Source organism: Streptomyces sp. CC228A, from assembly GCF_021390935.1.
Lineage (GTDB): Bacteria > Actinomycetota > Actinomycetes > Streptomycetales > Streptomycetaceae > Streptomyces.
In genome coordinates this window covers 1-26,565 of the sequence record NZ_JAJPUI010000009.1, presented here as the reverse complement: position 1 = coordinate 26,565, position 26,565 = coordinate 1, and the positions used below count along the sequence as shown (strand labels likewise).

The following is a 26,565-nucleotide window of genomic DNA, read 5'->3' as shown; positions in this document are numbered from 1 at the left end:
CACGGCCCGGTCGGCCGCGGCCGGGCCCTGCCGGCCCGCGGCCGAATCGGGCTAACGTGGCCGGGCCGGCAAGCGGCCGACACGCGACAGACAGAGCGACCGACTGAAGGAACCATGCACCGATCAGCCCCGCGCCTCACCCGCATACTCGCCTGTGCAGCCGTCGTCCCGGCGCTGCTGGTCACCGCCGCCTGCTCCTCGGACGACTCCGACGCATCCGGCAGCAGTGGAGCCGGAGCCACGTCCTCCCCCGCGGCCGGCGCCTCCGCGCCGCCGTCGCCCTCGGCCAAGCCCTCGCCCAGCGTCGCGCCCGCGAAGTTCGCCAAGCTGCCCGACGCGTGCAGGACGCTCGCGGAGAAGACGGTCGACGAGCTGGTGCCCGAGGCCAAGAAGAAGGGCGGCACACCGGGCCAGTCGACCGACCTGGGGGCCCGCGCCGCCTGCTCCTGGAACGGGCTGGACGACAAGGGCGTCAAGGGCTCCGACTACCGCTGGATCGACGTGTCGCTGCTGCGGTTCGAGTCGGAGCAGGCGATCGGCAGCGCCGAGCAGCGGGCCCAGCGCAAGTACACCGACAAGGTGGCCGAGACGCAGACCCTCGAAGGCGCCAAGAAGGTGGCCACCGCCCCGGCGAAGGGCGTCGGCAACGAGGCGACCACCATCACGTACGAGCTGAGGAAGACCGACGCGGACTTCCGCTACGCGGTCGTCGTGGCCCGCACGGAGAACGTGGTGGTCACCGTCTCGTACAACGGCACCGGCTACGCGGGAGCGAAGGCACCGTCCAACGAGGACATGGTCGAGGGCGCCGTGAAGGCCGCGCAGGAGGCGGTCGCCGCCGTCGCGAAGGCGAACGCCTGACGCGGTGACGGCCCACCAGCAGGCGGGGCCCTTCGGGGCGTTGGCCCTGCGGCTGCCGCAGGGGCGCTCTCCCACGGGGAGGCGCAGGGGTGCCGGCTCCCGCGGTGAGCCCCAGGAGGTGGGCTCCCGGCGGCGTGTGTCAGGCTGTGCCCCCGAGTTTCGGATCTGAGTGGGGGAGGGACCGCGCGTGCCCGCGATGCAGCTCACACGGACGCACCGTGTCCTGATCGGTGTCGTCATCGCGGGCGCGGTGGTCATCGCCGCGATCGGTTTCGCGGGGTCGTACACGGCGGTGCGGGACCTGGCCGAGAAGAAAGGTTTCGGCGACTTCTCGCTGGTCTTCCCCATCGGCATCGACGCGGGCATCTGCGTGCTGCTCGCCCTGGACCTGCTGCTGACGTGGATCCGGATCCCCTTCCCCCTGCTGCGGCAGACGGCGTGGCTGCTGACGGCCGCGACGATCGCCTTCAACGGCGCGGCGGCATGGCCCGACCCGCTGGGCGTCGGCATGCACGCCGTCATCCCGGTGCTGTTCGTGGTCACCGTGGAGGCCGCCCGGCACGCGGTCGGCCGGATCGCGGACATCACCGCCGACAAGCACATGGAGGGCGTGCGGCTCACACGGTGGCTGCTGTCTCCGATACCGACCTTCCGCCTGTGGCGCCGGATGAAGCTGTGGGAGCTGCGCTCGTACGAGCAGGTCATCAAGCTCGAACAGGACCGGATGATCTACCAGGCGCGGCTGCAGGCCCGGTTCGGGCGCGGCTGGCGGCGCAAGGCCCCGGTGGAGGCGCTGATGCCGCTGCGGCTCGCCAGGATCGGGGTGCCGCTCGCGGAGACGGCGCCGGCCGGCCTGGCGGCGGCGGGCATCGAGCCGGTGCTGCTGCCGCCCAAGCCGGTGGCGGCGGGCACCACCGTGACGGTGGAGACCGTGAAGGCGCAGGCGGTGACGGCGGACACCGCGGTGGCCGCGGTCACCGCCGGGCCCGTCGGCGCGGCGGGCGAGCTGCCGCGGCAGGCGACGCCGCAGCGCCCGGACCGGCAGCCGCAGCCGGACGCGGAAGCCGAGGCCGGTGCAGGTGCCGAGGCCGGTGTGGCCGAGGACGGCGCGGAGGGCGCGTACAGGAGCGGCCAGGGCGGACCGGTGGCTCCCGAGCCGCCGCACGCGGTAGGGGGCCGGGCCGACGCCCGTGCCCGCAGGGGCATGCCCCAGGCGCCCCGAAGCCCGACGGGCCGCAGCCCGGGCAGGCCCGGGAACCCCGCGGGCAGGCGGGCCCGGCGGGCGACGCCGCCCGGTCCCGTGTGCGGGAGGCCGCCCGGACCGGCGCGCAGGACCGGCCGCAGGCCACCGCGCAGGCAGAGGGCCAGCCCCCGTGCAGGCAGAGGGCCAGGCCCCCGTGCAGGCAGAGGGCCAGGCCCCCGTGCGGGCAGAGGGCCAGGTGCCCGGACACGTGGCGCAGCAGGCCGCCGGGCAGGCGGACCGGCCGCACGCCGAGGCCGCGGGCCCGGCCCCGCAGCAGCCCTTCGGCCGGCCCGGCCCCTACGACCAGCCGCATCCCCGGCAGTTCCGGCCGCAGCCTCCGGTGCGGCCGCGGACGGAGGCGGAGGGCGAAGCCGCGCACGCGGAGCAGGCCGGCGCCGGGTACGCGGACGCCCTGCCGCCCCAGGCGCCCGGCCCCGACGCCCCGCAGGAGCACGGCGCCCCCTACCCGGCGCCGCAGGGGTACCCGCAGCCCGGGTTCCCCCAGCCGCAGTACGGCCCGCCCGTGTACGGCCAGGAGCAGCCGGCGTACGGGCAGGAGCACGGCCGCACCGGCGCCTCCCCCGGCGAGCAGGCGCACCCTGCACCGAACACCCACCACAGCCCCTGGTTCGCCGCGCCCAAGGTGGCGCCCGACACCTACACGGGGACGTACGCCCCCACGCAGCAGGAGGCCGACGGGGCCGCGGAGACTGCCGCCGCCGCCGACGGCGGCGAGGACGACCCGGACACCTCCGGAACCCAGGAGTTCGCCGGCCTGGCGTACGACGTGTTCCGCACCTACGCCCGGCAGAACGGCAACTGGCCCAGCGCAGACGTCCTGGACATACACCTCACGGACGCGTACGGGGTGAGCCACCCACGCAGTGCCGCCCTGCTGCGCCGACTGCTGCCGGAGTTCAAGAACCGCTACCAGGCCGAGCTGGAGGCCGAGCACATCGCCTAGGGGCCGAGCGGCGGCCGGGCCAGGGCGACGCGCCCAGGTGCGGCCGGGCCAGGGCCTCGGGGCCAGGTGCGGCCGGGCCAGGGCCGCGGGGCCAGGGGCGGCCGGCCGGGTCAGGGGCGGCCCGCGGAGCGGGCGCGGGCCTTGGCGGTCTCCCGGTACACCGCGAGAGCGGCGCCCACGAGGGCGAGCACGGCGTAGCCGGGCGTGGGGATGTCCCACCACCGGTGCAGCAGCCCCCACGGGTGGTCTCCGAAGGCCCGTCCGGCGATGCCCAGGACGCCCTGGATGCCGACGAGCCAACCGACGAGCGCGACGAGTTCCCTCATGGGTCCACGGTCCCGCACGGACGGGCCGGTCGCGTCGTGCTCGGGGGCGAGGCCGCGGTCATCCCAAGGGTGCAGGAACGGCCGGAGGGCCTCACCCGCGCACACCGTGCGGGTGAGGCCCTCCGTCACACGGCCCCGTGCCGGGCCCCGGACCGGAGCCGAGCCCGCCGTCAGGCGGCGAGCAGCTTGCGGACGCGGTCGGCGCCGACGGCGAGCAGCAGGGTCGGCAGACGCGGGCCGGTCTCGCGGCTGACGAGCAGCCGGTAGAGCAGCGCGAAGAACGCGCGCTGGGCCGTCTTCAGTTCGGGCGTCGGCTTGGCCTCGGGGTCGAGCCCGGCCATGACCTTCGGCACGCCGTAGACGAGCGTGGTGAGCCCGTCCAGCGACCAGTGCGTGTCCAGGCCCTCCAGGAGCAGCCGCAGCGACTCGCGGCCCTCGTCGTCGAGCGAGCGCAGCAGCTCCGTGTCGGGCTCCTCGCGCACGATGGTGCGGGCGTCCGCCGGCACCTGGGTGGTGATCCAGTTCTCGGCGCGGTCCAGCCGGGGCCGGACCTCGTCGAGGGACGCCAGGGGGTCGGCCGGGTCGAGTTCGCTGAGGATGCGCAGGGTCTGCTCGTCGTGGCCCGCGGTGATGTCGACGACGGAGGCGAGGGTGCGGTACGGCAGCGGGCGCGGTGTGCGGGGCAGCTCGCCGGCGGCGGTGCGTACGGCACGGGAGTGGGCGGCGGCGTCGGCCGGGAGGGCGGTGCCGTCGGCGACCTTGGCCTCCAGCTTGTCCCACTCGTCGTACAGCCGCTGGATCTCCTGGTCGAAGGCGACCTTGAAGGACTGGTTGGGCTTGCGGCGGGCGTAGAGCCAGCGCAGCAGCGGTGCTTCCATGATCTTCAGGGCGTCGGCGGGGGTCGGCACCCCGCCCTTCGAGGACGACATCTTGGCCATGCCGGAGATGCCGACGAAGGCGTACATGGGGCCGATGGGCTGCACGCCGTCGAAGATCTCGCGGACGATCTGGCCGCCCACGACGAAGGAGGAGCCCGGGGAGGAGTGGTCGACGCCGCTGGGCTCGAAGATCACGCCTTCGTACGCCCAGCGCATCGGCCAGTCGACCTTCCACACCAGCTTGCCGCGGTCGAACTCGCGCAGGTGGACGGTCTCGGAGTGGCCGCACACGCAGGTGTAGGTGAGTTCGGTGGTCTCGTCGTCGTAGGACGTGACGGTGGTGAGGTCGCGCTCGCAGCGCCCGCAGTAGGGCTTGTACGGGAAGTAGCCCGCGGAGCCGCCGGAGCCGTCGTCCTCGCCGGCGGCGCCGGAGCCCTCGGCGGCGGCGAGCTCGGCCTCGTCGACCGGCTTCTGCTGCTGCTTCTGGGCCTTGGCCTTGGGCTGGCCGGTGGTCTTGTCCTTGGTGCGGTAGCGGTCGAGGATCGCGTCGATGTCGTGGCGGTGCTTCATCGCGTGCAGGATCTGCTCGCGGTAGGCGCCGGAGGTGTACATCCGGGTCTGGCTGATGCCGTCGAACTCGACGCCGAGCTCGGCCAGCGACTCGACCATGGCGGCCTTGAAGTGCTCCGCCCAGTTCGCGTGCGGGGAGCCGGCCGGGGCGGGCACCGAGGTGAGGGGCTTGCCGATGTGGTCGGCCCAGGTGTCGTCGACGCCGGGGATGCCCTGCGGGACCTTGCGGTAGCGGTCGTAGTCGTCCCAGGAGATCACGTGCCGGACCTCGTGGCCGCGGCGGCGGATCTCGTCGGCGACGAGGTGCGGGGTCATGACCTCGCGGAGGTTGCCCATGTGGATGGGGCCCGAGGGCGAGAGACCGGAGGCGACCACGACCGGTTTGCCAGGCGCACGTCGCTCCGACTCGGCGATGACCTCGTCCGCGAAACGGGAGACCCAGTCGGTCTCGGTGCTGCTCTGAGCCACGATCGGCACGTCCTTGATGTCTCTGGTGTGGGTTTCGAAGGTGGTGCGGGGTGGGGCCCGCGTGCGCCGCGGGGTGTCGCCCTGCGCCCATTCTCCCAGACGGAAGTCGTGCGCCCGAGGTTGTCCACAGGCTGTGGGGCGGCGGGCGCCGGCGGTTGTCCACAGGCGCGGGCGTCGGGAGTAAAGAGGTTGCCGCCACGTGGGACACTTGACAACCGGAAAAAGTCGTCAGGGGCGCCGCAGCGGCCCGGCGGCGCCTCGACGATCAGGAACGGAAGCTCATGGCCTCGGTCCCTTCTCTCGCTTCGACCGTCCAGCAGCGTCTCGCGGACGCCCTCTCGGCTGCCCTGCCGGAGGCCGGCGCCGCCGACCCGCTGCTGCGACGCAGCGACCGGGCCGACTTCCAGGCCAACGGCATCCTGGCCCTCGCGAAGAAGCTGAAGGGCAATCCGCGGGAGCTGGCGGCCAAGGTGGTGGACGCGCTGCCGTCGGGTGACCCCGTCCTGAAGGAGGTCGAGGTGTCGGGCCCCGGCTTCCTCAACATCACGGTCGGCGACCGGGCGATCACCGAGACGCTGGCGGCCCGCGCCGGCGACGACCGGCTGGGCGTGCCGTACGCGCAGGACGCCGGCACCACGGTGATCGACTACGCCCAGCCGAACGTGGCGAAGGAGATGCACGTCGGCCACCTGCGGTCGGCGGTCATCGGCGACGCCATGGTGCAGATCCTGGAGTTCGCCGGCGAGAAGGTGGTCCGGCGCCACCACATCGGGGACTGGGGCACGCAGTTCGGCATGCTGATCCAGTATCTGATCGAGCATCCGCACGAGCTGGACCACAAGGCGGACAGCAGCGACACGGCCGCCTCCGGTGAGGAGGCGATGTCGAACCTGAACCGGCTGTACAAGGCGTCGCGGGCGCTGTTCGACTCGGACGAGGAGTTCAAGGCGCGGTCCCGCGACCGGGTCGTCCTCCTCCAGTCCGGCGACGACGAGACGCTGAAGCTGTGGCAGCGGTTCGTCGACGAGTCGAAGATCTACTTCTACTCGGTCTTCACCAAGCTCGACATGGTGATCGACGACGCGGACGTGGTCGGCGAGTCGGGCTACAACGACATGCTGGACGAGACCTGCCGGCTGCTGGAGGAGTCCGGTGTCGCCGTCCGCTCGGAGGGTGCGCTGTGCGTGTTCTTCGACGACGTGAAGGGCCCGGACGGCAACCCGGTGCCGCTGATCGTGCGGAAGTCGAACGGCGGGTACGGGTACGCGGCGACGGACCTGTCCGCGATCCGCGACCGGGTGGAGAACCTGGGCGCGGACACCCTGCTGTACGTGGTGGACGCGCGGCAGTCGCTGCACTTCAAGATGGTCTTCGAGACGGCCCGCAGGGCGGGTTGGCTGAAGGAGGGCACGAAGGCGGTCCAGTTGGCGTTCGGCACGGTCCTCGGCAAGGACGGAAAGCCGTTCAAGACCCGTGAGGGCGAGACGGTCCGGCTGGTGGACCTGCTGGACGAGGCGATCGACCGGGCGTCCGCGGTGGTCCGGGAGAAGGCCGAGAACCTGCCGGAGGACGAGCGGCTGACCGAGGAGGAGATCGCGGAGCGCGGCGCCCAGGTGGGCATCGGCGCGATCAAGTACGCCGACCTGTCGACGTCGGCGGCCCGGGACTACAAGTTCGACCTGGACCAGATGGTGTCGCTGAACGGCGACACGTCGGTGTACCTGCAGTACGCGTACGCCCGTATCCAGTCCATCCTCCGCAAGTCGGGCGACGCCGAGCCGGTCCCCCACCCGGAGCTGGACCTGGCCCCCGCCGAGCGCGCGCTGGGCCTGCACCTGGACCGGTTCGGGGAGGCGCTGGCCGAGGTGGCGGAGTCGTACGAGCCGCACAAGCTGGCCGCGTACCTGTACGGGCTGGCGTCGCTGTACACGACGTTCTACGCGGAGTGCCCGGTGCTGAAGGCGGACACGCCGGAGCAGTCGGAGAACCGGCTGTTCCTGTGCGACCTGACCGCCCGCACCCTGCGGCAGGGCATGGCCCTGCTGGGCATCCGGACGCCCGAGCGGCTCTGAGCCCCCGCGCGCCCGGCCCCCACGGGCCGAGCCCGGCGGCAGACGCACGCGAGGGGCGGCGGTGAGCGACCGCCGCCCCTTCTGCGTGAGCGGCCGCCGCCCTCTCGGCGGTGGGCGGCCGCCGCCTCCTCGGCGCGAGCAGTCGGGGTCAGATGAGCGGGCGGGAGGGCTTGCCCTTCACCTCGTCGATCTCGACGTGCGCCTTCTGCAGCAGCTGCGTGGCGATGTCCATCAGCGCCCGGGCCCCGGCGATCTCCTCACCGACCCGTAGCTGCTCCCTGTCGGAGGGGTGCCGCTGGGCCTGGCCGTGGCCGCGCACCTCGGTGCCGTCAGCGAGCCGGACCATGGCGGCGGACTTGGTGCGGTTGCCGTCCTCCTGGAACTCCATGTCGACATGCCATCCGACGAGCGTGTGTTGTTGCATGGCGGTCACCTCCGGGTGGTCCTCATTCCAGGGTGCTCCGCGCCCGCCTGATCCGCCCGTCCTCCGCGTGGCCGGATCTGTACCGTGACGCTGCCCACACCGTCCGCGACGGCACTCCGCACCTCCGCCGCTCGAACGTACGCTCGCCGCATGCGCTACGCAGACGGCCCCACCGCGACAGTCGAGATCACCATCGAGGCGCCCCCGGAGCGGGTCTGGGAACTGGTCACCGACATCGGCCTCCCCGCACGGCTGAGCCCGGAGCTCCGACAGGTCGAGTGGCTGGACGGAGCGACCGGCCCGGCCGTCGGCGCCCGGTTCGAGGGCCGCAACGTCCACGAGGCGGTCGGCGAGTGGCGCACCCACTCGCGGGTGGAGGTCCTGGACGCGCCGAAGCTGTTCAGCTGGGCCGTGGTCTCCGCGCGCCCCGACCGGAACCCGGACTTCGCGCGCCCCATGGCCACCTGGAGCTTCGCGCTGGAACCCCTGGCCGACGGCACCGGCACGCTGCTGCGCCAGACCGCCCGCATGGGCCCCGCGCCCTCCGGGATCACACCGTTCATCGAGAAGGCGCCGGAGCGCGAGGAGCAGATCGTCGCCGCCCGGCTGGACCGGCTCCGCACCAACATCGAAGCGACCCTGCGCGGGGTGAAGGCCCTGGCCGAGGAGCGGGAGTCACGTCCGTGAACCGCCGTGCCCGCACCCGGCCGGCCGCCGCGGCCGCCGCCGCCCTGCTCGCCGCCGCCGTCACCGCCTGCGGGACGGCCCGCCCCTCCGACCCGGCCGCCCGCCCCGCGGACCCCTCCGCACCCGCCGCCGATACGCCCACCGCGAGCGCCCCCGCCTCCCCGTCGGGCGCCTCCCCGTACGTGGAGCCCGGGGTCGTGGACGGCGCGCCCCACCACGGAGGCAACAACGCCTACCGCCGCTCCGCCGAGATGTCCGCGGAAGGCGCGCGCAACGCGCAGAGGGAAGCGGACCGCATCAGGCCGGTCCTCCAGCGGCTCTGGGAGCAGCAGACCTGGGACGTCGCGAGCGTCCGCGCGGCGCTGCGCACGCTCGGGTACGACGAGAAACGGCTCGCCGAGGCCGTCCAGCGCATGCCCGCGCGCTACGAGACCGACCACTACGTCACCCCGGAAGGCACGCGGATCGGCCTCTTCGTCGAGCCCGGCGCCTGCGTCACCGCGTTCGTGCAGCCGTCGAACGTCGAAGTGCGGACGAACGGCGTGTACCTGGAGGGCGGCTGCTTCCAGCCACCGTACGGCCACTGAGCACGCCGGCCACCGAGCACGCAGCCACGGCGGCACGGCGGCACGGCGGCACGGCGGCACGGCGGCACGGCGGCACGGCGGCACGGCGGCACGGCGGCACGGCGGCACGGCGGCACGGCGGCACGGCGGCACGGCGGCACGGCGGCACGGCGGCACGGCGGCACGGCGGTACGGCGGCGGCGCAGCGTCCCCCCGCGAGCCCCTTCGCACCCGGCTCCCCAGCCGGACGCGCCCACCCACGTCCCCGGACGCGCCCACCCGCGTCCCCGCCCCCTCACTCGCCTCACCCACCTCACCCGAATCGCCCCACCGCCCAGCCGCCCGGCTGCCCAGCCGCCCGGCCCTCAACTCCCGGGCTCGGCGGGCCGGCTGCCCGCGCACTCCCGGCTGACTGTCAGTGGCGGGCCGTAGTGTCGAAGGCATGGTCATCAACCCCAACGCGCTGGGCCTGGACCTGCCGCCCGGCACCGTACGCGTCCAGCCGTCGTACTGGTACGCGGACGAGCCCGCCACACCCGACCTCTGGTCCCGACTCCTGACCGCGCGGGAGGCTGCCGGCCTGCAGCCGGTGCTGCTGACGGAGAAGCAGTTCCCGTACACCGACCGGTCGGGCGACGCCGACGACCACGACCCCGCGGCGACCCTGTCCGCGCTGTGGGGGCACGTCCAGGAGATCGGCCGCGAGGAGCCCTGGCCGGGACCCGCCGCGCCGGGCACGCGCTCCGCCGACCCGGACGAGAGGGCCGCGCTGCTCGCGGACGAACTCGCCACGGACGACAAGGACTTCACCGGCGCGCACGCCGCCCTCGTGCCCGCCCGCAGCAGCGCGGACATCGTGACCGCACTCGGCTGGAGCGGGGCCTGCAACTTCACGGATGCGGCCCGACTGGCCGCGATCCTCCGCTCGTGGGAGGACCGCTTCGGGATACGCGTCGTCGGACTCGGCCCCGACATCATGTCGGTGTCCGTCGCCGCGCCGCCCCGCACCCGGGACCACGCGCTCGCGGTCGCACGGGAGCACTTCGCGTTCTGCCCCGACATCGTGGGCCAGGGGGTCGGCTCGATCGAGGAGTACGCGGAGGAGGACGTGCTCAACAGGCAGGACTGGTGGTTCTGGTGGGACTGAGACAGCGCGAGCAGCATGTCATCCGACTCCGAGGCCCGCGGCGTTTGTAGGGGTGGAGAGGCGCCACTCCGCCCGTACGACACCGCACAAGCAAGGAGCAGCAGGATGAACAAGCACGTGCTGGCCGCGTCCCTCGCGGCCGTCGCGCTGGCGGCGGCGCCGACCGCCGCGGTCGCGGCCGCCCCGGCCGCCGCCCTCACGCACCGGGCCGCCCCGGCAGGTGCCGCCGCCTCGGCCGCGGCGCCCGCGGACGCGACCGCCGCCGAGTCCGCCGGGAAGCGGTCCGTCCGCGTCGTGCGGCCCGGCGAGCGCGTCGGCGTGGCCCCCGGCTGGCGGATGTGGCTGACCCCGGAGGGCAAGCACTGGTCCGGCCCCGACGGCTACGAGATCTTCCGCAGCGTCGTCGACGGCAACATCGACCCGACGCAGCCAGGCGTCAGCCTCCAGACCGACGGCACCGGCAGCGGCATCCTCCACACCGGCCTCTACTACGGCACCCGGGACGTCGGCCGCGTCGAGCTCACGTACGGCGGCACCACCACCGTCCGGGCCGCCCTCGTCGAGCTGCCGGGCAGGCCCGGCTGGGGCGCGTGGCACGTCGCCACCCCGGTGTACGACCAGTCCGGCACCCCCGGGGTCGCGCTGTACGACCGGGCGGGGCAGCTGCTGGCCGAGCTGCCGGCACGGGACTTCTGACCGGCCGCACCAGACCGGTGGCGGGACCCGGCGACGGGGCGGGTCCCGCCACCCGTACCCCACACCACGAGGATGCCCACCGTGCCGTACGAGTCGCGCTCCGAAGACGACGGCTTCGCCGAGTTCGCCGCGGCGGCCTGGCCCCGGCTGGTGCGCACCGCCCAGCTCCTCACCGGGGACTTCCACGAGGCGGAGGACCTGGTGCAGACGACGCTGGCCAAGCTGTACGGCCGGTGGGGGAAGGTGCCGCGGGAGGACCTCGGCCTGTACGTGCGCCGCGCGCTCGTCAACAACAACCTCAGCCGGGTCCGCCGCAGACGGGTCGTGCACCTGCTGACGCCGTTACTCCCCGACTCGGTCCGCCACGCCCACGCGGGCCACGCCGAGGCGGTCGAGCAGCGCACCGCGCTCCTGGAGGCGCTCGCGGACCTCACGCCCCGGCAGCGGGCCGTGATGGTGCTCCGCTACTGGGAGGACCTCAGCGAGCAGGACATCGCGAAGGTCCTGGACTGCTCCCTCGGCACGGTGAAGACCCATGCCCGCCGCGGACTCGAGGCCCTGCGCACCCACCCCGGCCTTGCCGCGCGCGACGTCCGCCCCCATGCCACCCCCGGAGCCCGACCATGACCCCCGCATCCGCACCCGAGCCCGGAGCCGGGGCCGACGAGACCGACGAGGCCGCCCGCAGGCTCCGCACGGCCTTCACCGAAGCCGCCCGCGGCGTCACCCCGGGGCCGCTGCCGCTGGCCGCCGTCCGGCGCGAAGGCCGGGCCCGGCGGCGACGCCGGGCCACCGCCCTGGCCACGGGCGCCGCCCTGGTGGCCACGGCCCTGCCGCTGCTCGCCGTGCGGGTGCTGACCGACCCGACCTCCGCGCCGGTGGCGACACCTCCGCGGCCCAGCAGCCCGCCCGCCTCGCGGGAGCCCTCCCCCAGCGCACGGCCGGCCGCGCCGCCGACCGCGGTGTCCCCGGGCGAACGGGTGGACGCGGGAAAGGGCTGGACGCTGTGGCTCACCGAGGACGGCAAACACACGTCGGGCACCGACGGAGAAGAGGACTTCCGCCCCATCGGCACCGGCAACCTCGACACGTCCGTGCCCGGGGTCACCCACCAGTCGGTGACGGGCACGCAAGGGGGCTTCCACTCGGGCCTGTTCTACGGCACGAGGAACGCCGCCCGCCTGGAGCTCACCGACGGCCGGGGCACGCGGATCCCCGGGACCCTGGTGGAGCTGCCCGGCAGACCGGGCTGGGGCGGCTGGTACGCCCACACCCCACCCGCCGAGGACGGCGGCCACCCGGGCTACGCGGTGACCCTGTACGACACCCAAGGCAACGCGGTGGCGACCCTGCGAGCCGCCCCCTAGACCCACCGGCCGGCGGCCACCCCGGCGGGCCGCCCGCGCCCCCGATCCGGCAGCCCGCCGCGTACGGCCTTGCTCCGCAGCCCGCGAGCAGCGGAAGCCTGACAGGCCCCGCCCAGCGACCGGCCGGGCACACCCCGCCCCCGACGGCAGTCCGGGCGGTCCTCAGGCGCGCCCCGCCAGCCGGCCGCTCAGGCGCGCCCCGCCAGCCGGCCGCTCAGGCGCGCCCCGCCGGCCGGCCGCTCCGGCGGGCCCGCACCGGACCGCCCGCCCAGAGCCCGCACCGGACCGCCCGCCCAGGGCCGGCGCGGGACCGACCGCCGCGCACCGGCCACCCGTCCCGCGCAGGCGGCACGTCACCCGCGTCCTACGTCGAGCGCAGCCAGCGCGCGGCCTCGGTCGCCCAGTACGTGAGGATCATCTGGGCGCCGGCCCGGCGGATGCCGGTGAGGGACTCCAGGACGGCCTTGTCGCGGTCGATCCAGCCCCGCTCGGCGGCGGCCTCGATCATCGCGTACTCGCCGCTGATCTGGTACGCGGCGACGGGCACGTCGACGGCGTCCGCCACCTTGGCCAGGATGTCGAGGTAGGGGCCGGCCGGCTTGACCATGACCATGTCGGCGCCCTCGTCGAGGTCGAGCGCCAGCTCCCGCATCGACTCCCGCACGTTCGCGGAGTCCTGCTGGTACGTCTTGCGGTCCCCCCGCAGCGAGGACCCGACGGCCTCGCGGAACGGGCCGTAGAAGGCGGAGGCGTACTTGGCGGTGTACGCCAGGATCGCCACGTCCTCCTTGCCGATGGTGTCGAGCGCGTCGCGGACCACGCCGACCTGGCCGTCCATCATGCCGCTCGGCCCCACGACGTGGACGCCGGCGTCCGCCTGCACCTGGGCCATCTCGGCGTACCGCTCCAGGGTGGCGTCGTTGTCGACGCGCCCCTCGGCGTCCAGCACGCCGCAGTGCCCGTGGTCGGTGTACTCGTCGAGGCACAGGTCGGACATCACGACCAGCTCGTCGCCCACCTCGGCCCGCACGTCCCGGATGGCGACCTGGAGGATCCCGTCGGGGTCGGTCCCGGCCGTCCCGAGGGCGTCCTTCTTGGACTCCTCCGGCACACCGAACAGCATGATCCCGGAGACACCCGCCTCGACCGCCTCCACTGCGGCCTTCCGCAGGGTGTCGCGGCTGTGCTGGACGACGCCGGGCATGGCCTGAATCGGCACGGGCTCGCTGACACCCTCCCGCACGAAGGCGGGCAGGATCAGGTTCGCAGGATGCAGCCGCGTCTCCGCGACCATCCGCCGCATCACGGGCGTGGTACGCAGCCGCCGCGGCCGCGCCCCGGGAAAGGATCCGTACACTGTCATGCCTTCACGCTACGCCCGCCCCACCGGTGCCTTTGCCGACGCCCAGTCGGCGCCGGCCGGCACCACCGGCCGGCGCCACCCGCTCGGCGGGCCGCACCCGACTGCGCCAGAACACGCGTGGCCCGCACCCGACTGCGCGGGTGCGGGCCGCATACGGCGAACCGTTACGTCGTCGTCCGGCGGCGCCGGGCGCCCGGGCGGCGCTCCGACGGGCGGGTCACCGGGTCGCCCGCCTCCAGCGCCGCCTCGCGGCGCCGCGCGCCGAACTCCGCCAGCGCCTCCGCCAGCTTCGTCACCGACGGCTCAGGCGACAGGACGTCGACCCGCAGGCCGTGCTCCTCCGCGGTCTTGGCGGTCGCGGGGCCGATGCAGGCGATCACGGTCACGTTGTGCGGTTTGCCGGCGATGCCGACCAGGTTCCGCACCGTCGACGACGACGTGAACAGCACCGCGTCGAACCCGCCGCCCTTGATCGCCTCGCGGGTCTCCGCCGGCGGCGGCGAGGCGCGCACGGTCCGGTAGGCGGTGACGTCGTCGACCTCCCAGCCCAGCTCGATCAGCCCGGCCACGAGCGTCTCGGTCGCGATGTCGGCGCGCGGCAGGAAGACGCGGTCGATCGGGTCGAAGACCGGGTCGTACGGCGGCCAGTCCTCCAGCAGCCCGGCCGCGGACTGCTCGCCGCTCGGCACGAGGTCCGGCTTCACACCGAAGTCCACGAGCGCCTTCGCGGTCTGCTCGCCCACCGCCGCGACCTTGATCCCGGCGAAGGCGCGGGCGTCGAGCCCGTACTCCTCGAACTTCTCGCGCACCGCCTTGACGGCGTTCACCGACGTGAAGGCGATCCACTCGTAGCGACCCGTGACCAGGCCCTTGACCGCGCGCTCCATCTGCTGCGGGGTGCGCGGCGGCTCCACGGCGATGGTCGGCACCTCGTGCGGCACCGCGCCGTAGGAGCGGAGCTGGTCGGACAGCGACGCCGCCTGCTCCTTGGTGCGGGGCACCAGCACCTTCCAGCCGAAGAGCGGCTTGGACTCGAACCAGGCGAGCTGGTCGCGCTGGGCTGCGGCGCTGCGCTCGCCCACGACGGCTATGACGGGCTGGTGGCCCTCGGGCGAGGGCAGCACCTTCGCCTGCTTGAGCACCTGCGCGACGGAGCCGAGCGTGGCCGTCCAGGTCCGCTGCCGGGTCGTCGTCCCGGCGATGGTGACCGTCATCGGGGTGTCGGGCTTGCGGCCCGCCGCGACCAGCTCGCCGGCGGCGGCGGCCACCGAGACCAGCGTCGTGGACACGACGACGGTGCCGTCGGAGGCGCCGACCTCCGCCCAGCAGCGCTCACTCGCGGTGCGGGCGTCCAGGAACCGGACGTCCGCACCCTCGGCGTCGCGCAGCGGCACACCTGCGTAGGCGGCCACACCGACGGCGGCGGCCACACCGGGCACCACCTCGAAGGGGATGCCCTCGGCGGCGCAGGCGAGCATCTCGGCGCCCGCGTTGCCGTCGAGGCCCGGGTCGCCGCTCAGCGCACGCACCACCCGCTTGCCGCTACGCGCGGCCTCCATGACAAGATTGGCCGCATCCCTCAACACGGGGACCCCGGCGGTCATTGACGCATCGTCAACAACCGTCAGCTCGGGCGTGCTCACACCGGCCCGGGCATGGCCGCGTACGACGTCGAGCACCTCGGGCTCGGCGATCAGTACGTCCGCCCCGGCCAGCGCCTCCACGGCGCGCAGAGTCAGCAGCCCCGGATCACCGGGTCCGGCGCCGAGGAAGGTGACGTGCCCGCACGCGGAGAACGCCGAGTAGGCCTTGGATGCAGTGGTGGGGCTCAAAGTGCTCGCTCCCCCATAAGACCGGCCGCGCCCTTGGCGAGCATCTCGGCCGCGAGTTCGCGGCCGAGGGCCACCGCGCCGTCGTGCGGCGTGGGTACGGGACCGGTGGTGGACAACTGCACCAGCGTGGAGCCGTCGGTGGTGCCGACGACGCCGCGCAGGCGCATCTCATGAACATCCTCGCCGCCGGGGAGGACCTCTGCCAGCGCGCCCACGGGCGCGGAGCAGCCGGCCTCCAGGGCGGCGAGCAGGGACCGCTCGGCGGTCACGGCGGCCCGCGTGTGCTCGTGGTCGAGCTGGGCGAGCACGGCGGCGAGCGCGGCGTCGGCCGCCGGGCACTCGATCGCCAGAGCACCCTGCCCGGGAGCGGGCAGGACGGTGTCGGGCGACAGGAAGTCGGTCGCCTCGTCGATCCGGCCGATGCGGTTCAGCCCTGCGGCGGCCAGCACGACGGCGTCGAGCTCCCCGCTGCGGACGTACCCGATGCGGGTGTCGACGTTCCCCCTGATGGCCACGGTCTCGATGCGCAGTCCGTGGTCACGTGCGTACGCGTTGAGCTGCGCCATGCGGCGCGGCGAGCCGGTGCCGACGCGTGCGCCGTCGGGCAGCCGGTCGAGGGTGAGCCCGTCGCGGGCGACGAGCACGTCCCGCGGGTCCTCGCGGAGCGGGACCGCGGCGAGGACGAGGTCGTCGGGCTGCGCGGTGGGCAGGTCCTTCAGGGAATGCACCGCGAAGTCCACCTCTCCGGCGAGCAGGGCCTCGCGCAGGGCGGTGACGAAGACGCCGGTGCCGCCGATCTGCGCCAGGTGCTCGCGGGAGGTGTCGCCGTACGTGGTGATCTCCACCAGCTCGACGGGGCGCCCGGTCAGCCGCCGGACGGCCTCCGCGACGTGCCCGGACTGGGCCATGGCGAGCTTGCTGCGCCTGGTCCCCAGCCGCAGTGCCCGCTCGGTGCTGGTGCTCTGGGCCCTCTCGGTCATACGTGCCCTCGGTTCTTGAGGTTCTTGACGGCGGCGTCGGTCAGGTCGGCCCGGGAGACGGCGGCGACCGTCTCCGGGTCGAGATCGAACAGTGTGCGCAGTGCGTCGGCGTACCCGGCGCCGCCGGGCTCGCTGGCGAGCTGCTTGACCCGCACGGTCGGCGCGTGCAGCAGTTTGTCGACGACACGGCGCACGGTCTGGGTGATCTCGGCGCGCTGCTTGTCGTCAAGGCCGGGCAGGCGGCCCTCCAGGCGGGCCATCTCGCCGGCGACGACGTCGGCGGCCATGGTGCGCAGCGCGACCACGGTCGGGGTGATGCGGGCGGCGCGCTGGGCGGCACCGAACGCGGCGACCTCGTCGGAGACGATGCGGCGCACCCGGTCGACGTCGTGCGCCATGGGGGCGTCGGCGGACGCCTCGGCGAGGGACTCGATGTCGACGAGCCGTACGCCGTTCATGCGGTGCACGGCGGCGTCGACGTCCCGCGGCATGGCCAGGTCGAGCAGCGCCAGCGGCGTGGCGCGGCCGGTCATGGCGGCCTCGACGGCCTGCTCGGTGAGGACGAGGCCGGTGGCGCCGGTGCAGGACACGGCGATGTCGGCGGCAGCCAGCTCGGCGGGCACGGCGCTCATCTCGACGGCCCGGGCGGTGAGGCCCGTATGACCGCTGCCCGGCTCGGTGAGGATGCAGGTCAGGCGCTCGGCCCGCTCGAAGGTGCGGTTGGCGACGACCACCTCGTCGACCCCGGACCGGGCGAGGGTGGCGGCGGCCAGGGACGACATGGAGCCGGCGCCGATGACCAGGGCCCGCTTGCCCTTGGCCCAGACGTCGACGGTCGTGCCGGTCGCGAGCTGCTCCAGCCCGAAGGTGACGAGGGACTGGCCGGCGCGGTCGATGCCGGTCTCGCTGTGCGCCCGCTTGCCGACCCGCAGGGCCTGCTGGAAGAGGTCGTTCAGCAGCCGCCCCGCGGTGTGCAGCTCCTGGGCGCGGCTGAGGGCATCCTTGATCTGCCCGAGGATCTGGCCCTCGCCGACGACCATCGAGTCCAGGCCGCAGGCCACCGAGAAGAGGTGGTGGACGGCCCGGTCCTCGTAGTGGACGTACAGGTACGGGGTGAGCTCCTCCAGGCCGACGCCGCTGTGCTGGGCGAGGAGTGTGGACAGCTCGGCGACACCGGCGTGGAACTTGTCCACGTCGGCGTAGAGCTCGATGCGGTTGCAGGTGGCCAGGACGGCGGCCTCGGCGGCCGGCTCGGCGGCGAGGGTGTCCTGCAGCAGCTTGTTCCGGGTGTCGGGGTCGAGGGAGGCCCGCTCCAGCACGCTGACGGGCGCGCTGCGGTGGCTGAGGCCGACGACGAGGAGGCTCATGCCGGCATCACGGCGGGCATGTCCCCGTCCGGTCCCTTCCGTCCGCCGGTCGCGCCGGGGCCGCCCGCGGCGGCGCGCGCGCCGTCGGCGGCCGCCCGCACGGCCGCGGGGACGGCGCTGACGGCGCCGACGGCGTCGCCGCCCTCCTCGCCGGACTTCCGCTGCTCGTGGAAGGCGAGGATCTGGAGTTCGATGGAGAGGTCGACCTTCCGCACGTCGACGCCGTCGGGGACGGACAGCACGGTCGGCGCGAAGTTGAGGATCGAGGTGACGCCGGCGGCGACGAGGCGGTCGCAGACCTGCTGGGCGGCGCCGGCGGGCGTGGCGATGACGCCGATGGACACGCCGTTGTCCTCGACGATCTTCTCCAGGTCGTCGATGTACTGGACGGGGATGCCCGCCACCGGCTTGCCGACGAGGGACGCGTCGGCGTCGATCAGCGCGGCGACCCGGAAGCCGCGGGAGGCGAACCCGCCGTAGTTGGCCAGGGCGGCGCCGAGGTTGCCGATGCCGACCATGACAATCGGCCAGTCCTGGGTGAGCCCGAGCTCGCGGGAGATCTGGTAGACGAGGTACTCGACGTCGTACCCGACACCGCGGGTCCCGTACGAGCCGAGGTAGCTGAAGTCCTTCCGCAGCTTCGCCGAGTTGACGCCGGCCGCGGCGGCGAGCTCCTCCGACGAGACCGTGGGTACGGAGCGCTCCGACAGCGCGGTCAGCGCACGCAGGTACAGCGGAAGCCGGGCGACGGTGGCCTCGGGGATGCCTCGGCTACGGGTCGCCGGTCGGTGAGTTCGGCCAGTTGCCACGGTGCTCCTGCGGGATGAGCGGGGCTGCGGGCGGCCCGTCCCGAGACCGCCCCGTCGACAGCAGGCTATGTCTTTGTGAACGCGTGCACAAAGATGATGTCCGCTTTGTCCGAGCAAAGTGACCGGGCTCACGCGTCCCGATCGCGCCATCACGGAACCGAGGGGAGCCTCGGTGCGTTGATGATCCGAAGGGGCCCGACCGGCAGGAACCTGCCACCGCACCGCCCGGAACCGGCCATCCGCGCCGGCGCGGCCTCGGGAGCACGGGCGCACGGCCCCGCCGCGAAGGGTACGCGCTCTCACGGCCCCGCGGGACCGGGCGGGCGCTTCAGGACGCGAGCGCGCGGCGCAGACGCGCCGGGTCCACCTTCCAGAAGGTGTGCTGCTCGCCGTCCACCAGGACCACGGGGATCTGCTCCCAGTACGCCCGGTGCAGCTCCTCGTCCCGGGTGATGTCCTTCTCCTCCCATACGGCGCCGGTCTCGGCGCAGACCTGCTCGATGACCGTGCGCGCCTCGTCGCACAGGTGGCACCCGGGCTTCCCGATGAGCGTGACCGTCCTGGGGCCGGCCCCGGGGTCCGCCGCCTTCTTCTTCGTCCGTCCGAACATGGCCCCATTGTCGGCCGTGGCGGCGGGGGACCGAACACACTGGCTATGCTCGCGTCATGGCCGCACCGCGATGGCTCACACCGAGACGACGCCCCGCCACCGCGCGCAGCGTGCTGGCAGGCGAGGCCGCGGCTGAGGCGGCGCGCAAGACGTCGCAGCAGCTGGAGGCGCTGGCGGAGGCGGAGGCCGAGGCGCGCGCAGCCGAGGCCGGCACCCTGGGCAAGGAACCGGAGGCGGAGTTCCCGGTACCGGGCGACACCCGCGCGGCCGCGTTCTTCGACCTGGACAACACGGTCATGCAGGGCGCCGCGATCTTCCACTTCGGCCGGGGCCTGTACAAGCGGAAGTTCTTCCAGCGTCGGGAGCTGGCCCGGTTCGCCTGGCAGCAGACGTGGTTCCGGGTCGCCGGCGTCGAGGACCCCGAGCACATGCAGGACGCCCGGGAGAGCGCCCTGTCCATCGTGAAGGGGCACCGCGTCTCGGAGCTGATGACCATCGGCGAGGAGATCTACGACGAGTACATGGCCGAGCGGATCTGGCCGGGTACGCGCGCGCTCGCCCAGGCCCATCTGGACGCCGGGCAGAAGGTGTGGCTGGTGACGGCCGCCCCCGTGGAGACCGCCACGATCATCGCCCGCCGCCTGGGGCTGACGGGCGCGCTCGGCACGGTCGCCGAGTCGGTGGACGGCGTCTACACGGGGCGGCTGGTCGGCGAGCCCCTGCACGGTCCCGCGAAGGCGGAGGCGGTACGGGCCCTGGCGGCCGCCGAGGGCCTGGACCTCGCGCGGTGCGCGGCATACAGCGACTCGCACAACGACATCCCGATGCTGTCGCTGGTGGGCCACCCGTACGCGATCAACCCCGACGCCAAGCTCCGCAAGCACGCCAAGCTGCACGACTGGCGGCTGCGGGACTACCGCACGGGCCGCAAGGCCGCGAAGGTCGGCATCCCGGCCGCGGCAGGCGTGGGCGCCCTGGCCGGCGGCACGGCGGCCGCCGTGGCCCTCCACCGCCGCACCCGCCGCTGACCCGGCACCCCGCACGCACGCGCCCCCGCCGCTCCCCCCGGCCCGCCCCGCGCCGCCCTTCGGAACGCTCCCCCGTACGGGTCGAGCAGGACGCCGCAGCAGCCCGGCAGGGCTCCCCCGCCGTAGCCGCACCAGTCGAGCAGCACCCCGCCCGGCCCGGCAGGGCCGCCTCCGCGCAGCCGTGGCCGCACCGGCCGAGCGGCCGCCGCGCGCGGAATCCCTCCCCGTCCCGGTCGAGCAGGGCGCCCCGCCCGCCCGGCAGGACCCCGCACCAGGGGAGCGTGGCCCCGCGCCCAGCCGGTACGGAACTCCTTCCCCCGCGCCCCGCGCCGGTCGGGCACATGTGCACCGCATCCGCCGCCACGGACCCCCGTGACAGCCCGGACCCCGTGTGACGAGCAGCCGCGCACGCCGGGGCTCGCCAAGGCGCCAACAGCGCGGTGCGCCGCTCACGCGCCGCGGCGTACGCCCCCACCTTGGCGACCGCTCCGCGCGCCCTCCCCGCGCCCCCGGCGCGGCCGGCTGTCACCCAGCGGCACGCCGGAGCCCGCGAGGCCAATCCCCGGGTCTTACCCGCGCCGGGCCGCCGCCAGTCGCGCACGGCGCACTCGACCACAACACTGCGCGCGGGCAGGCATATCCCGAAGTCATCCGATCAACAAACGGTCACTAAGTGCTACTTGATCAGTCACTTAGACGTAACAGAAGCGACTGAATCGATGATTTGAGCAACTCGGCGTAGCACTCCCTGCACTAAGCGTTATTCTCCTCAGACGCATACGGAACCCCCCACGCGTCGTCACGGCGAGCCACGTCGCATGACACGACGAGTGAACGGTCCCGCACTGCACGTGATGGAAGCTCTGCCTCTGGGAGTCCCGTGTACCCACACGTCGGGGTTGACGCCTCGGGCCTGGCTACGCTCCGCGCAACGGTCCTCGACCACCTGCGCGGCTTCGTCCCCACCGCGTACGCCGTCCCCGCCTTCGCCGTACCGGCACCAGCACCGGCCGGACCCTGCTACGCCCTGGCCGACGGCGGTGCCGCAGCCGTCGGCAGACGGACGGGCCGGGGCGGCGCGGGGACCTCGGCCACCGCGCGCCGGCCCACGGCCGACAGTGACAGCGCCCGCATGATGGAGCTGGTCGAGCGGGCCCAGGCCGGTGAGGCCGAGGCCTTCGGCCGGCTGTACGACCAGTACAGCGACACCGTCTACCGCTACATCTACTACCGCGTCGGCGGCAAGGCGACCGCCGAGGACCTCACCAGCGAGACGTTCCTGAGGGCCCTGCGCCGGATCTCCACCTTCACCTGGCAGGGTCGCGACTTCGGGGCCTGGCTGGTCACGATCGCGCGCAATCTGGTCGCCGACCACTTCAAGTCGAGCCGCTTCCGGCTGGAAGTGACCACCGGCGAGATGCTCGACGCGAACGAGGTGGAGCGCAGCCCCGAGGACTCCGTGCTGGAGTCCCTCTCGAACGCCGCGCTGCTGGAGGCCGTGCGCAAGCTGAACCCGCAGCAGCAGGAGTGCGTCACGCTGCGCTTCCTGCAGGGCCTGTCGGTCGCGGAGACCGCCCGCGTGATGGGCAAGAACGAGGGCGCGATCAAGACCCTCCAGTACCGGGCCGTCCGCACGCTCGCCCGGCTCCTCCCCGAGGACGCCCGCTGACCGGGGACCGGTCCCGCCCGTCCCTCCGGGGCGCGCAGCCCCGTCCGCAGCCCGGCGCCCGATCCCGTTCCGCGTCCCCGTCCCCCGCCCGGCCCCCGCCGGTGATCTCTTCTGATCCCTTCTGTCGGCCACGCCGACAACTCACTTTCGGTAACGTCCCCATGACGCGCTGGTCCGATCATCTTTCGTGCGTAACCCAAGTGCCGCGACTCTCGTTGTGCGGGATGCAGGCTCCCTGTGGTCACGCCATGTCCGCAGCCACTCAACCCGTCGTGTGGGTGTGTTCACGGCACGCAACCTTCCGGACCCCCAGGGGAGTCGACCGTCATGACGAGAGGAGGTGCCGCCAGTGATCGCGAACGTATCGGCGCACCGGCGGGCGAACGCCTTCGCCCAGGCCCTGGAAGAACAGGCGGCCCAGCAGCCCGAGGCGTCGGCCGAACCCACCGAGCAGGGTCGGCTGTTGGCCCTGGCCAACGGCCTCGGCGAGTTGCCGCGGCCCGAGTTGGACCCGGAAGTCAAAGTGGTGCAGCGAGCACAGCTCGTCGCCGCCATGGAAGCGATGCTCCAGGAAGGCACGGCCGCGGGCGGAGCGCCCGCGGACCCTACGGTGCCGGAGCAGCGGGCGGCGGGCACCCGGGGCTCCCACCGGGCCACCGCGCTCCGGAGGTTGCGGCCCCGCAGCCGCTGGTCGAAGGGGCTCGCCGCCGGCGGGCTCACCGTGGGAGTGGCCGCGGGAGCCTTCAGCGGGGTGGCCGCTGCCAGTTCCGACGCCCTCCCGGGTGACTCGCTGTACGGCCTGAAGCGCGGTATGGAAGACCTCAGCCTCGGGATGGCGGACAATGACGCCGACCGCGGCGAGGTGTACCTCGACCACGCCTCGACCCGGCTCAGCGAAGCCCGCCGCCTGATGGAACGCGGACGCCTCGGCGATCTGGACCACGAGTCCCTGAACGAAATCCGCCGCACCCTGAGCGGCATGCACCACGACGTGGCGGAAGCCCACCGGCTGCTCCGCCGGGCGTACGAGCGCGACGGCGGCATCGGCCCGATGGCGACGCTCGACTCGTTCGCCCGCACGCACCGCGGCACCTGGGACGGGCTGCGCGGCCAGCTGCCGCCGCAGCTCCAGGACGTGGGCCGGCAGGTGACCTCCGTCTTCAACGCCATAGACGAGGAGGTCGGCCCGCTCCAGTCGAAGCTGCCCGGCGGCCCGCAGGAGAAGAACCGCGGCGGCGTCACCGCGCCCGGGAGCAGCCCCGGCGCCGACACCCCCGGCGCCGACACCCCCGGCGGCGCGGCACCGTCCGGCTCGGCCCCGTCCAGTCCCGAGTCCCGGTCCTCCGGCACCGACGACGACCCGAGCGGCTCCGCCGAACCCAGCAGGAGCGGCGCCACCGAGAAGGACGACGGCGGCGGACTGCTCGGCGGCAGCACGGGCGGTCTCCTGGGCCCGGACGAGCCGACGACCACCCCGTCGTCGCCCGAGGGCAGCGCACCCGCTCCCCTCCCGCCGGCCCCGGACGTCACCCTCCCACCGCTCCTCCCCGGCCTCCTGCCGGGCCTGAGCATCGACGAGGAGGACGCGGGCTGACCCCCGCAGCAGCAGTGGGTGCCGCTCCCGGAGCGGCACCCACTGCCATGCGGGGCCCGGAGCGGCACCCGCTGCCGTACGGGTAGCGGGCCTGCCGCCGACCGCCGAACCACCGGCCCGCCCGCGAGGCGAGCAGTCACCCGCTCCTCCCGCCCCCACCCGTGGCGCCAAGGGGCAGGTGAGCGCGCGGGCCACACCGCGCCGGCAGGAGCCTCGCGCGGCTCTAGAAGAACACCGACCTGCGCCGCACCAGCAGCTTGTACAAGGTGTGCTGGATCTCCTCGCGCACCTGGTCCGTCAGGTTGAACATCAGCATCGGGTCCTCCGCGGCCTCCGGCGCGTACCCGTCCGTCGGGATCGGCTCACCGAACTGGATCGTCCACTTCGTCGGCAGCGGCAGCACGCCGAGCGGCCCGAGCCACGGGAACGTCGGCGTGAGCGGGAAGTACGGGAAGCCCAGCAGCCGCGCGACCGTCTTCGCGTTGCCGACCATCGGGTATATCTCCTCGGCGCCCACGATGGAGCACGGCACGATCGGCACGCCCGCGCGCAGCGCCGTCGAGACGAAGCCGCCGCGCCCGAACCGCTGGAGCTTGTACCGCTCGCTGAACGGCTTCCCGATGCCCTTGAAGCCCTCCGGCATCACCCCGACGACCTCGCCGCGCCGCAGCAGCCGCTCCGCATCCTCCGTGCACGCCAGGGTGTGCCCGGCCTTGCGGGCCAGCTCGCTGACGACCGGCAGCACGAACACCAAGTCCGCCGCCAGCAGCCGCAGATGCCGCCCGGCGGGGTGCCGGTCGTGCACGGCCACCTGCATCATCAGACCGTCCAGCGGCAGCGTCCCCGAGTGGTTCGCGACGACCAGGGCGCCGCCCTCCGACGGGATGTTCTCGATGCCGCGCACCTCCACCCGGAAGTACTTCTCGTACAGCGGCCGCAGCAGCGACATCAGGACCTGGTCGGTGAGCTCCTCGTCGTAACCGAACTCGTCGACCTCGTACTCACCCGTGACCCGGCGCCGCAGGAGCTGTCCGTACCGCCGAGGGCGTGGTGCTGCCGCACGAGGACGTGATGCCGGAGGTCGTGGAGGAGCGGGCCCGCCCTCATGCGGACCCTCGGAGCCCACCTGGAGCCGCTGCTGCTCACCTACCGCGCAGGGACGGCGGAGCCACCGGGGCGTCGGCCGTCATCGAGCGGACGATCCAGGCGCCCCGCTGCTGGCCACGACCACCGAGGACGGGTTCAGCCACCGCCTGTGGGCGGCTGACGGACCCCAGCGAGCTGGCGGCCGCCACCGACGACCTGAGCCGCCACCAGGCGCTGATAGCCGACGGGCACCACCGCTGGGCGACGTACCTGCGCCTTCGGGAGGAGCAGTCGGGACCCGGCCCCTGGAACTACGGCCTCGTCCTCCTCATCGACACGGCGGAGTACCCGCCCAGGTCCGCGCCATCCACCGCCTCCTGTACGGCCTGCCGGTGGCCGACGCCGCGGCGGCCCTCGACGGGGCGGCTCCGGTGCGGAGTGCTGGAAGGCGCTTCCTCGCTCACGTCGGCCCTGGAGGTGCTGGCCGACGCCGCGGGGGGCGGCGGGAACGCCTTCGTCCTCGCCGGCGACGGGGGTTTTACCCTCGTCGACCGCCCCGATCCGGAGCTGCTCGCCCGCACGGCGTCCCGGCGGGCGCCTGAGCCCTGGCGCACGCTGGATGCCACCGTCCTGCACGCCACGATGCTCGACCACCTGTGGCACGTCTCGACTCGCCCGAGCACATCGCGTACATCCACGACGCGGAGGCGGCCGTGGAGCAGGCGGAGCGCCGGGGCGGTACGGCCGTCCTGATGCACCCAGTGCGGAGGAGGTCGTACGGGACCTGGCGCGCCGGGGCGTGACCATGCCCCGCAAGTCGACGTCGTTCGGCCCGAAGCCCGCGACGGTCTGGTGCTGCGCAGCCTCACCCTGGACTGAACGCCGAAAGGGCGGCACCCCGGGTGGGGGTGCCGCCCCTTCCTTGCGTCGCGGCGCACTCAGCCGGCGTCCGGCCTGCCAGCGGATGTCCCGCTCAGCGGCCTCGCCGTCGGCGCGGTCCTCGGGGCGGGCGTCCTCAGCGGCCGCGTCGCCGCTGTCCTGGTCGCCGCCGTCAACGAGCGCTGCCGCTTCCGGCGCTCTCGTCGGGTCTCGTCGGCCCCGTCGGCCCCGTCGGCCCCGTCGGCCCCGTCGGCCCCGTCGGCCCCGTCGGCCCCGTCGGCCTCGTCGGCCTCGTCGTTCTCATCCACCTCGTCGACCTGATCAGACGCGTCGACCTCGTCGAGAACCGGCGGTCTCGTCGAACGCGTCCGTGAACTCGATGCCGTCGAGCTCGGCCAGCCGGTCCGACGCGTCGGTCGACCCGTCCTTGTCCGACTCCAGGGCCTTGGCAGAACCACTCGCAGGCCTCGTCCTCCCGGCCGGCCGCCAGGAGCGCGTCGCGTAAGCGTACCGCAGCCGCGCGGTCCCACGGCTGGACTGAGTGGGAGGCGAGCTCCGGCGACTGGAGGGTCACGATCGCGGCGTCCAGCTGGCCCATGTCCCGCCGGGCTCCGGCGGCCACGAGCCGCATCTCGACCTGACCGGCCCTGTCCAGCTTGTGGACCTCCGGCGCGCCTGCCATGTCCAGCGCCTTCTCGGGGCGTCCGAGCCCGCGCTCGCAGTCCGCCATGACGGGCCACAGCTCGACGCCACCGGTCATCCGCCGTGCCGCCCGGAACTCGGCGAGCGCCTCCGCGTACTTCTGCGTGGCGTACGCCGCGAAGCCGCGGCCTCCCCGTACGGCGGCCACACGCGAGGCCAGCCGCAGCGCGACCCGCGAGTAGCCGTAGGCGCCTCCGGGTCCTCGTCGATGAGCCGGGCGACCATCACCAGGTTCTTGGCGACATCCTCTGCGGCGAGGGTCTTCGGCAGGCTCATCAGCTCCTGCCGCACGTCCTTGTCGATCTCGTCGCCGGTGACGTCCGGGGATGGCAGCCGCTTGACGGCCTACGCCGTCGCGTGTGCTCCCTCCGCATGCC

22 protein-coding genes and 3 pseudogenes are annotated in these 26,565 nt (G+C 73.9%); 14 read left to right on the top strand and 11 right to left on the bottom strand.

Annotated elements, in window-relative coordinates; genetic code table 11:
• Positions 1-114: 114 nt before the first annotated feature.
• The 3 genes and pseudogenes from L6E17_RS23650 to L6E17_RS23640 all read left to right on the top strand — a co-directional run bounded on the left by L6E17_RS23650 (position 115) and on the right by L6E17_RS23640 (position 3,068).
• Positions 115-861, top strand: coding sequence for a DUF3558 domain-containing protein (locus tag L6E17_RS23650; protein ID WP_236242768.1), 747 nt, complete (start codon positions 115-117; stop codon positions 859-861).
• 187 nt (positions 862-1,048) lie between these two features.
• A pseudogene (locus tag L6E17_RS23645) lies at positions 1,049-1,765 on the top strand (DUF2637 domain-containing protein); the annotation flags it as partial.
• A gap of 547 nt (positions 1,766-2,312) precedes the next feature.
• A complete protein-coding gene (locus L6E17_RS23640) occupies positions 2,313-3,068 on the top strand; it encodes a hypothetical protein (RefSeq protein WP_236242767.1) in 756 nt (251 codons plus the stop codon).
• A gap of 110 nt (positions 3,069-3,178) precedes the next feature.
• Here L6E17_RS23640 and L6E17_RS23635 read toward each other — a convergent pair whose 3' ends face one another.
• Both L6E17_RS23635 and lysS read right to left on the bottom strand, forming a co-directional pair.
• Entirely contained in the window at positions 3,179-3,394 is a 216-nt protein-coding gene (locus L6E17_RS23635) for a hypothetical protein (RefSeq protein WP_236242766.1), read from the bottom strand.
• Between the two features lie 170 nt (positions 3,395-3,564).
• The gene (lysS, locus tag L6E17_RS23630; protein WP_236242765.1) at positions 3,565-5,319 is read right to left on the bottom strand and encodes a lysine--tRNA ligase; all 1,755 of its coding nucleotides are present in this window, start codon (positions 5,317-5,319) and stop codon (positions 3,565-3,567) included.
• A gap of 272 nt (positions 5,320-5,591) precedes the next feature.
• Between lysS and argS the strand changes: the two genes are divergently transcribed.
• Positions 5,592-7,382, top strand: a complete 1,791-nt coding sequence (gene argS / locus L6E17_RS23625) for an arginine--tRNA ligase (protein WP_236242764.1) — start codon at positions 5,592-5,594, stop codon at positions 7,380-7,382.
• A gap of 148 nt (positions 7,383-7,530) precedes the next feature.
• Here the strand turns inward: argS and L6E17_RS23620 are convergent, their stop codons facing one another.
• Positions 7,531-7,806, bottom strand: a complete 276-nt coding sequence (locus L6E17_RS23620; protein WP_236242763.1) for a DUF1876 domain-containing protein — start codon at positions 7,804-7,806, stop codon at positions 7,531-7,533.
• 150 nt (positions 7,807-7,956) lie between these two features.
• Between L6E17_RS23620 and L6E17_RS23615 the strand changes: the two genes are divergently transcribed.
• The 6 genes from L6E17_RS23615 to L6E17_RS23590 all read left to right on the top strand — a co-directional run bounded on the left by L6E17_RS23615 (position 7,957) and on the right by L6E17_RS23590 (position 12,269).
• Positions 7,957-8,493, top strand: coding sequence for an SRPBCC family protein (locus L6E17_RS23615; protein ID WP_236242762.1), 537 nt, complete (start codon positions 7,957-7,959; stop codon positions 8,491-8,493).
• Positions 8,490-9,080, top strand: coding sequence for a hypothetical protein (locus tag L6E17_RS23610; protein WP_236242761.1), 591 nt, complete (start codon positions 8,490-8,492; stop codon positions 9,078-9,080). Before L6E17_RS23615 ends, L6E17_RS23610 begins: the two co-directional genes overlap by 4 nt.
• 421 nt (positions 9,081-9,501) lie before the next feature.
• Positions 9,502-10,206, top strand: a complete 705-nt coding sequence (locus L6E17_RS23605; protein WP_236242760.1) for a DUF4253 domain-containing protein — start codon at positions 9,502-9,504, stop codon at positions 10,204-10,206.
• 105 nt (positions 10,207-10,311) lie between these two features.
• Positions 10,312-10,902 (top strand): hypothetical protein, encoded by a 591-nt coding sequence (locus tag L6E17_RS23600; RefSeq protein WP_236242759.1) that lies wholly within the window; start codon positions 10,312-10,314, stop codon positions 10,900-10,902.
• Positions 10,903-10,974: 72 nt separating this feature from the next.
• Positions 10,975-11,529, top strand: a complete 555-nt coding sequence (locus tag L6E17_RS23595; protein WP_374109129.1) for a SigE family RNA polymerase sigma factor — start codon at positions 10,975-10,977, stop codon at positions 11,527-11,529.
• On the top strand, positions 11,526-12,269 hold the full coding sequence (locus L6E17_RS23590; RefSeq protein ID WP_236242757.1) for a hypothetical protein: 744 nt from the start codon (positions 11,526-11,528) through the stop codon (positions 12,267-12,269). Before L6E17_RS23595 ends, L6E17_RS23590 begins: the two co-directional genes overlap by 4 nt.
• A gap of 364 nt (positions 12,270-12,633) precedes the next feature.
• On the opposite strand, the gene hemB is transcribed toward L6E17_RS23590, so the two are convergent.
• From hemB to L6E17_RS23560, 6 genes are all read right to left on the bottom strand, one after another.
• Positions 12,634-13,632: a porphobilinogen synthase gene (hemB, locus tag L6E17_RS23585; protein ID WP_236242756.1), complete on the bottom strand. Its 999-nt coding sequence runs from the start codon at positions 13,630-13,632 to the stop codon at positions 12,634-12,636.
• Positions 13,633-13,796: 164 nt separating this feature from the next.
• Positions 13,797-15,464 carry a uroporphyrinogen-III synthase gene (locus tag L6E17_RS23580; RefSeq protein ID WP_236242755.1) on the bottom strand — a complete coding sequence of 556 codons (1,668 nt, stop codon included), beginning with the start codon at positions 15,462-15,464 and terminating at the stop codon, positions 13,797-13,799.
• Positions 15,461-16,444 (bottom strand): hydroxymethylbilane synthase, encoded by a 984-nt coding sequence (gene hemC / locus L6E17_RS23575; RefSeq protein ID WP_236242754.1) that lies wholly within the window; start codon positions 16,442-16,444, stop codon positions 15,461-15,463. The genes L6E17_RS23580 and hemC overlap by 4 nt, the downstream gene beginning before the upstream one ends.
• A complete protein-coding gene (locus L6E17_RS23570; RefSeq protein ID WP_236242753.1) occupies positions 16,441-17,811 on the bottom strand; it encodes a glutamyl-tRNA reductase in 1,371 nt (456 codons plus the stop codon). Before L6E17_RS23570 ends, hemC begins: the two co-directional genes overlap by 4 nt.
• Positions 17,808-18,620, bottom strand: coding sequence for a redox-sensing transcriptional repressor Rex (locus L6E17_RS23565; RefSeq protein ID WP_236242752.1), 813 nt, complete (start codon positions 18,618-18,620; stop codon positions 17,808-17,810). Before L6E17_RS23565 ends, L6E17_RS23570 begins: the two co-directional genes overlap by 4 nt.
• Positions 18,621-18,948: 328 nt before the next feature.
• A complete protein-coding gene (locus L6E17_RS23560; RefSeq protein ID WP_236242751.1) occupies positions 18,949-19,230 on the bottom strand; it encodes a glutaredoxin family protein in 282 nt (93 codons plus the stop codon).
• A gap of 56 nt (positions 19,231-19,286) precedes the next feature.
• Between L6E17_RS23560 and L6E17_RS23555 the strand changes: the two genes are divergently transcribed.
• The 3 genes from L6E17_RS23555 to L6E17_RS23545 all read left to right on the top strand — a co-directional run bounded on the left by L6E17_RS23555 (position 19,287) and on the right by L6E17_RS23545 (position 23,521).
• Entirely contained in the window at positions 19,287-20,258 is a 972-nt protein-coding gene (locus L6E17_RS23555; protein WP_236242750.1) for an HAD family phosphatase, read from the top strand.
• An 880-nt stretch (positions 20,259-21,138) separates the two neighbouring features.
• On the top strand, positions 21,139-21,927 hold the full coding sequence (locus L6E17_RS23550) for an ECF subfamily RNA polymerase sigma factor, BldN family (RefSeq protein ID WP_071270510.1): 789 nt from the start codon (positions 21,139-21,141) through the stop codon (positions 21,925-21,927).
• A gap of 349 nt (positions 21,928-22,276) precedes the next feature.
• Positions 22,277-23,521, top strand: coding sequence for a DUF5667 domain-containing protein (locus tag L6E17_RS23545; RefSeq protein ID WP_236242749.1), 1,245 nt, complete (start codon positions 22,277-22,279; stop codon positions 23,519-23,521).
• Positions 23,522-23,744: 223 nt separating this feature from the next.
• On the opposite strand, the pseudogene L6E17_RS23540 reads toward L6E17_RS23545, so the two are convergent.
• Positions 23,745-24,545, bottom strand: a pseudogene (locus L6E17_RS23540) (lysophospholipid acyltransferase family protein); the annotation flags it as partial.
• Positions 24,546-24,568: 23 nt separating this feature from the next.
• Between L6E17_RS23540 and L6E17_RS23535 the strand changes: the two are divergent.
• The gene (locus L6E17_RS23535; protein WP_236242748.1) at positions 24,569-25,360 is read left to right on the top strand and encodes a DUF1015 family protein; all 792 of its coding nucleotides are present in this window, start codon (positions 24,569-24,571) and stop codon (positions 25,358-25,360) included.
• A 447-nt stretch (positions 25,361-25,807) separates the two neighbouring features.
• On the opposite strand, the pseudogene L6E17_RS23530 reads toward L6E17_RS23535, so the two are convergent.
• Positions 25,808-26,521: pseudogene (locus tag L6E17_RS23530) on the bottom strand (hypothetical protein).
• Between the last annotated feature and the right edge of the window lie 44 nt (positions 26,522-26,565).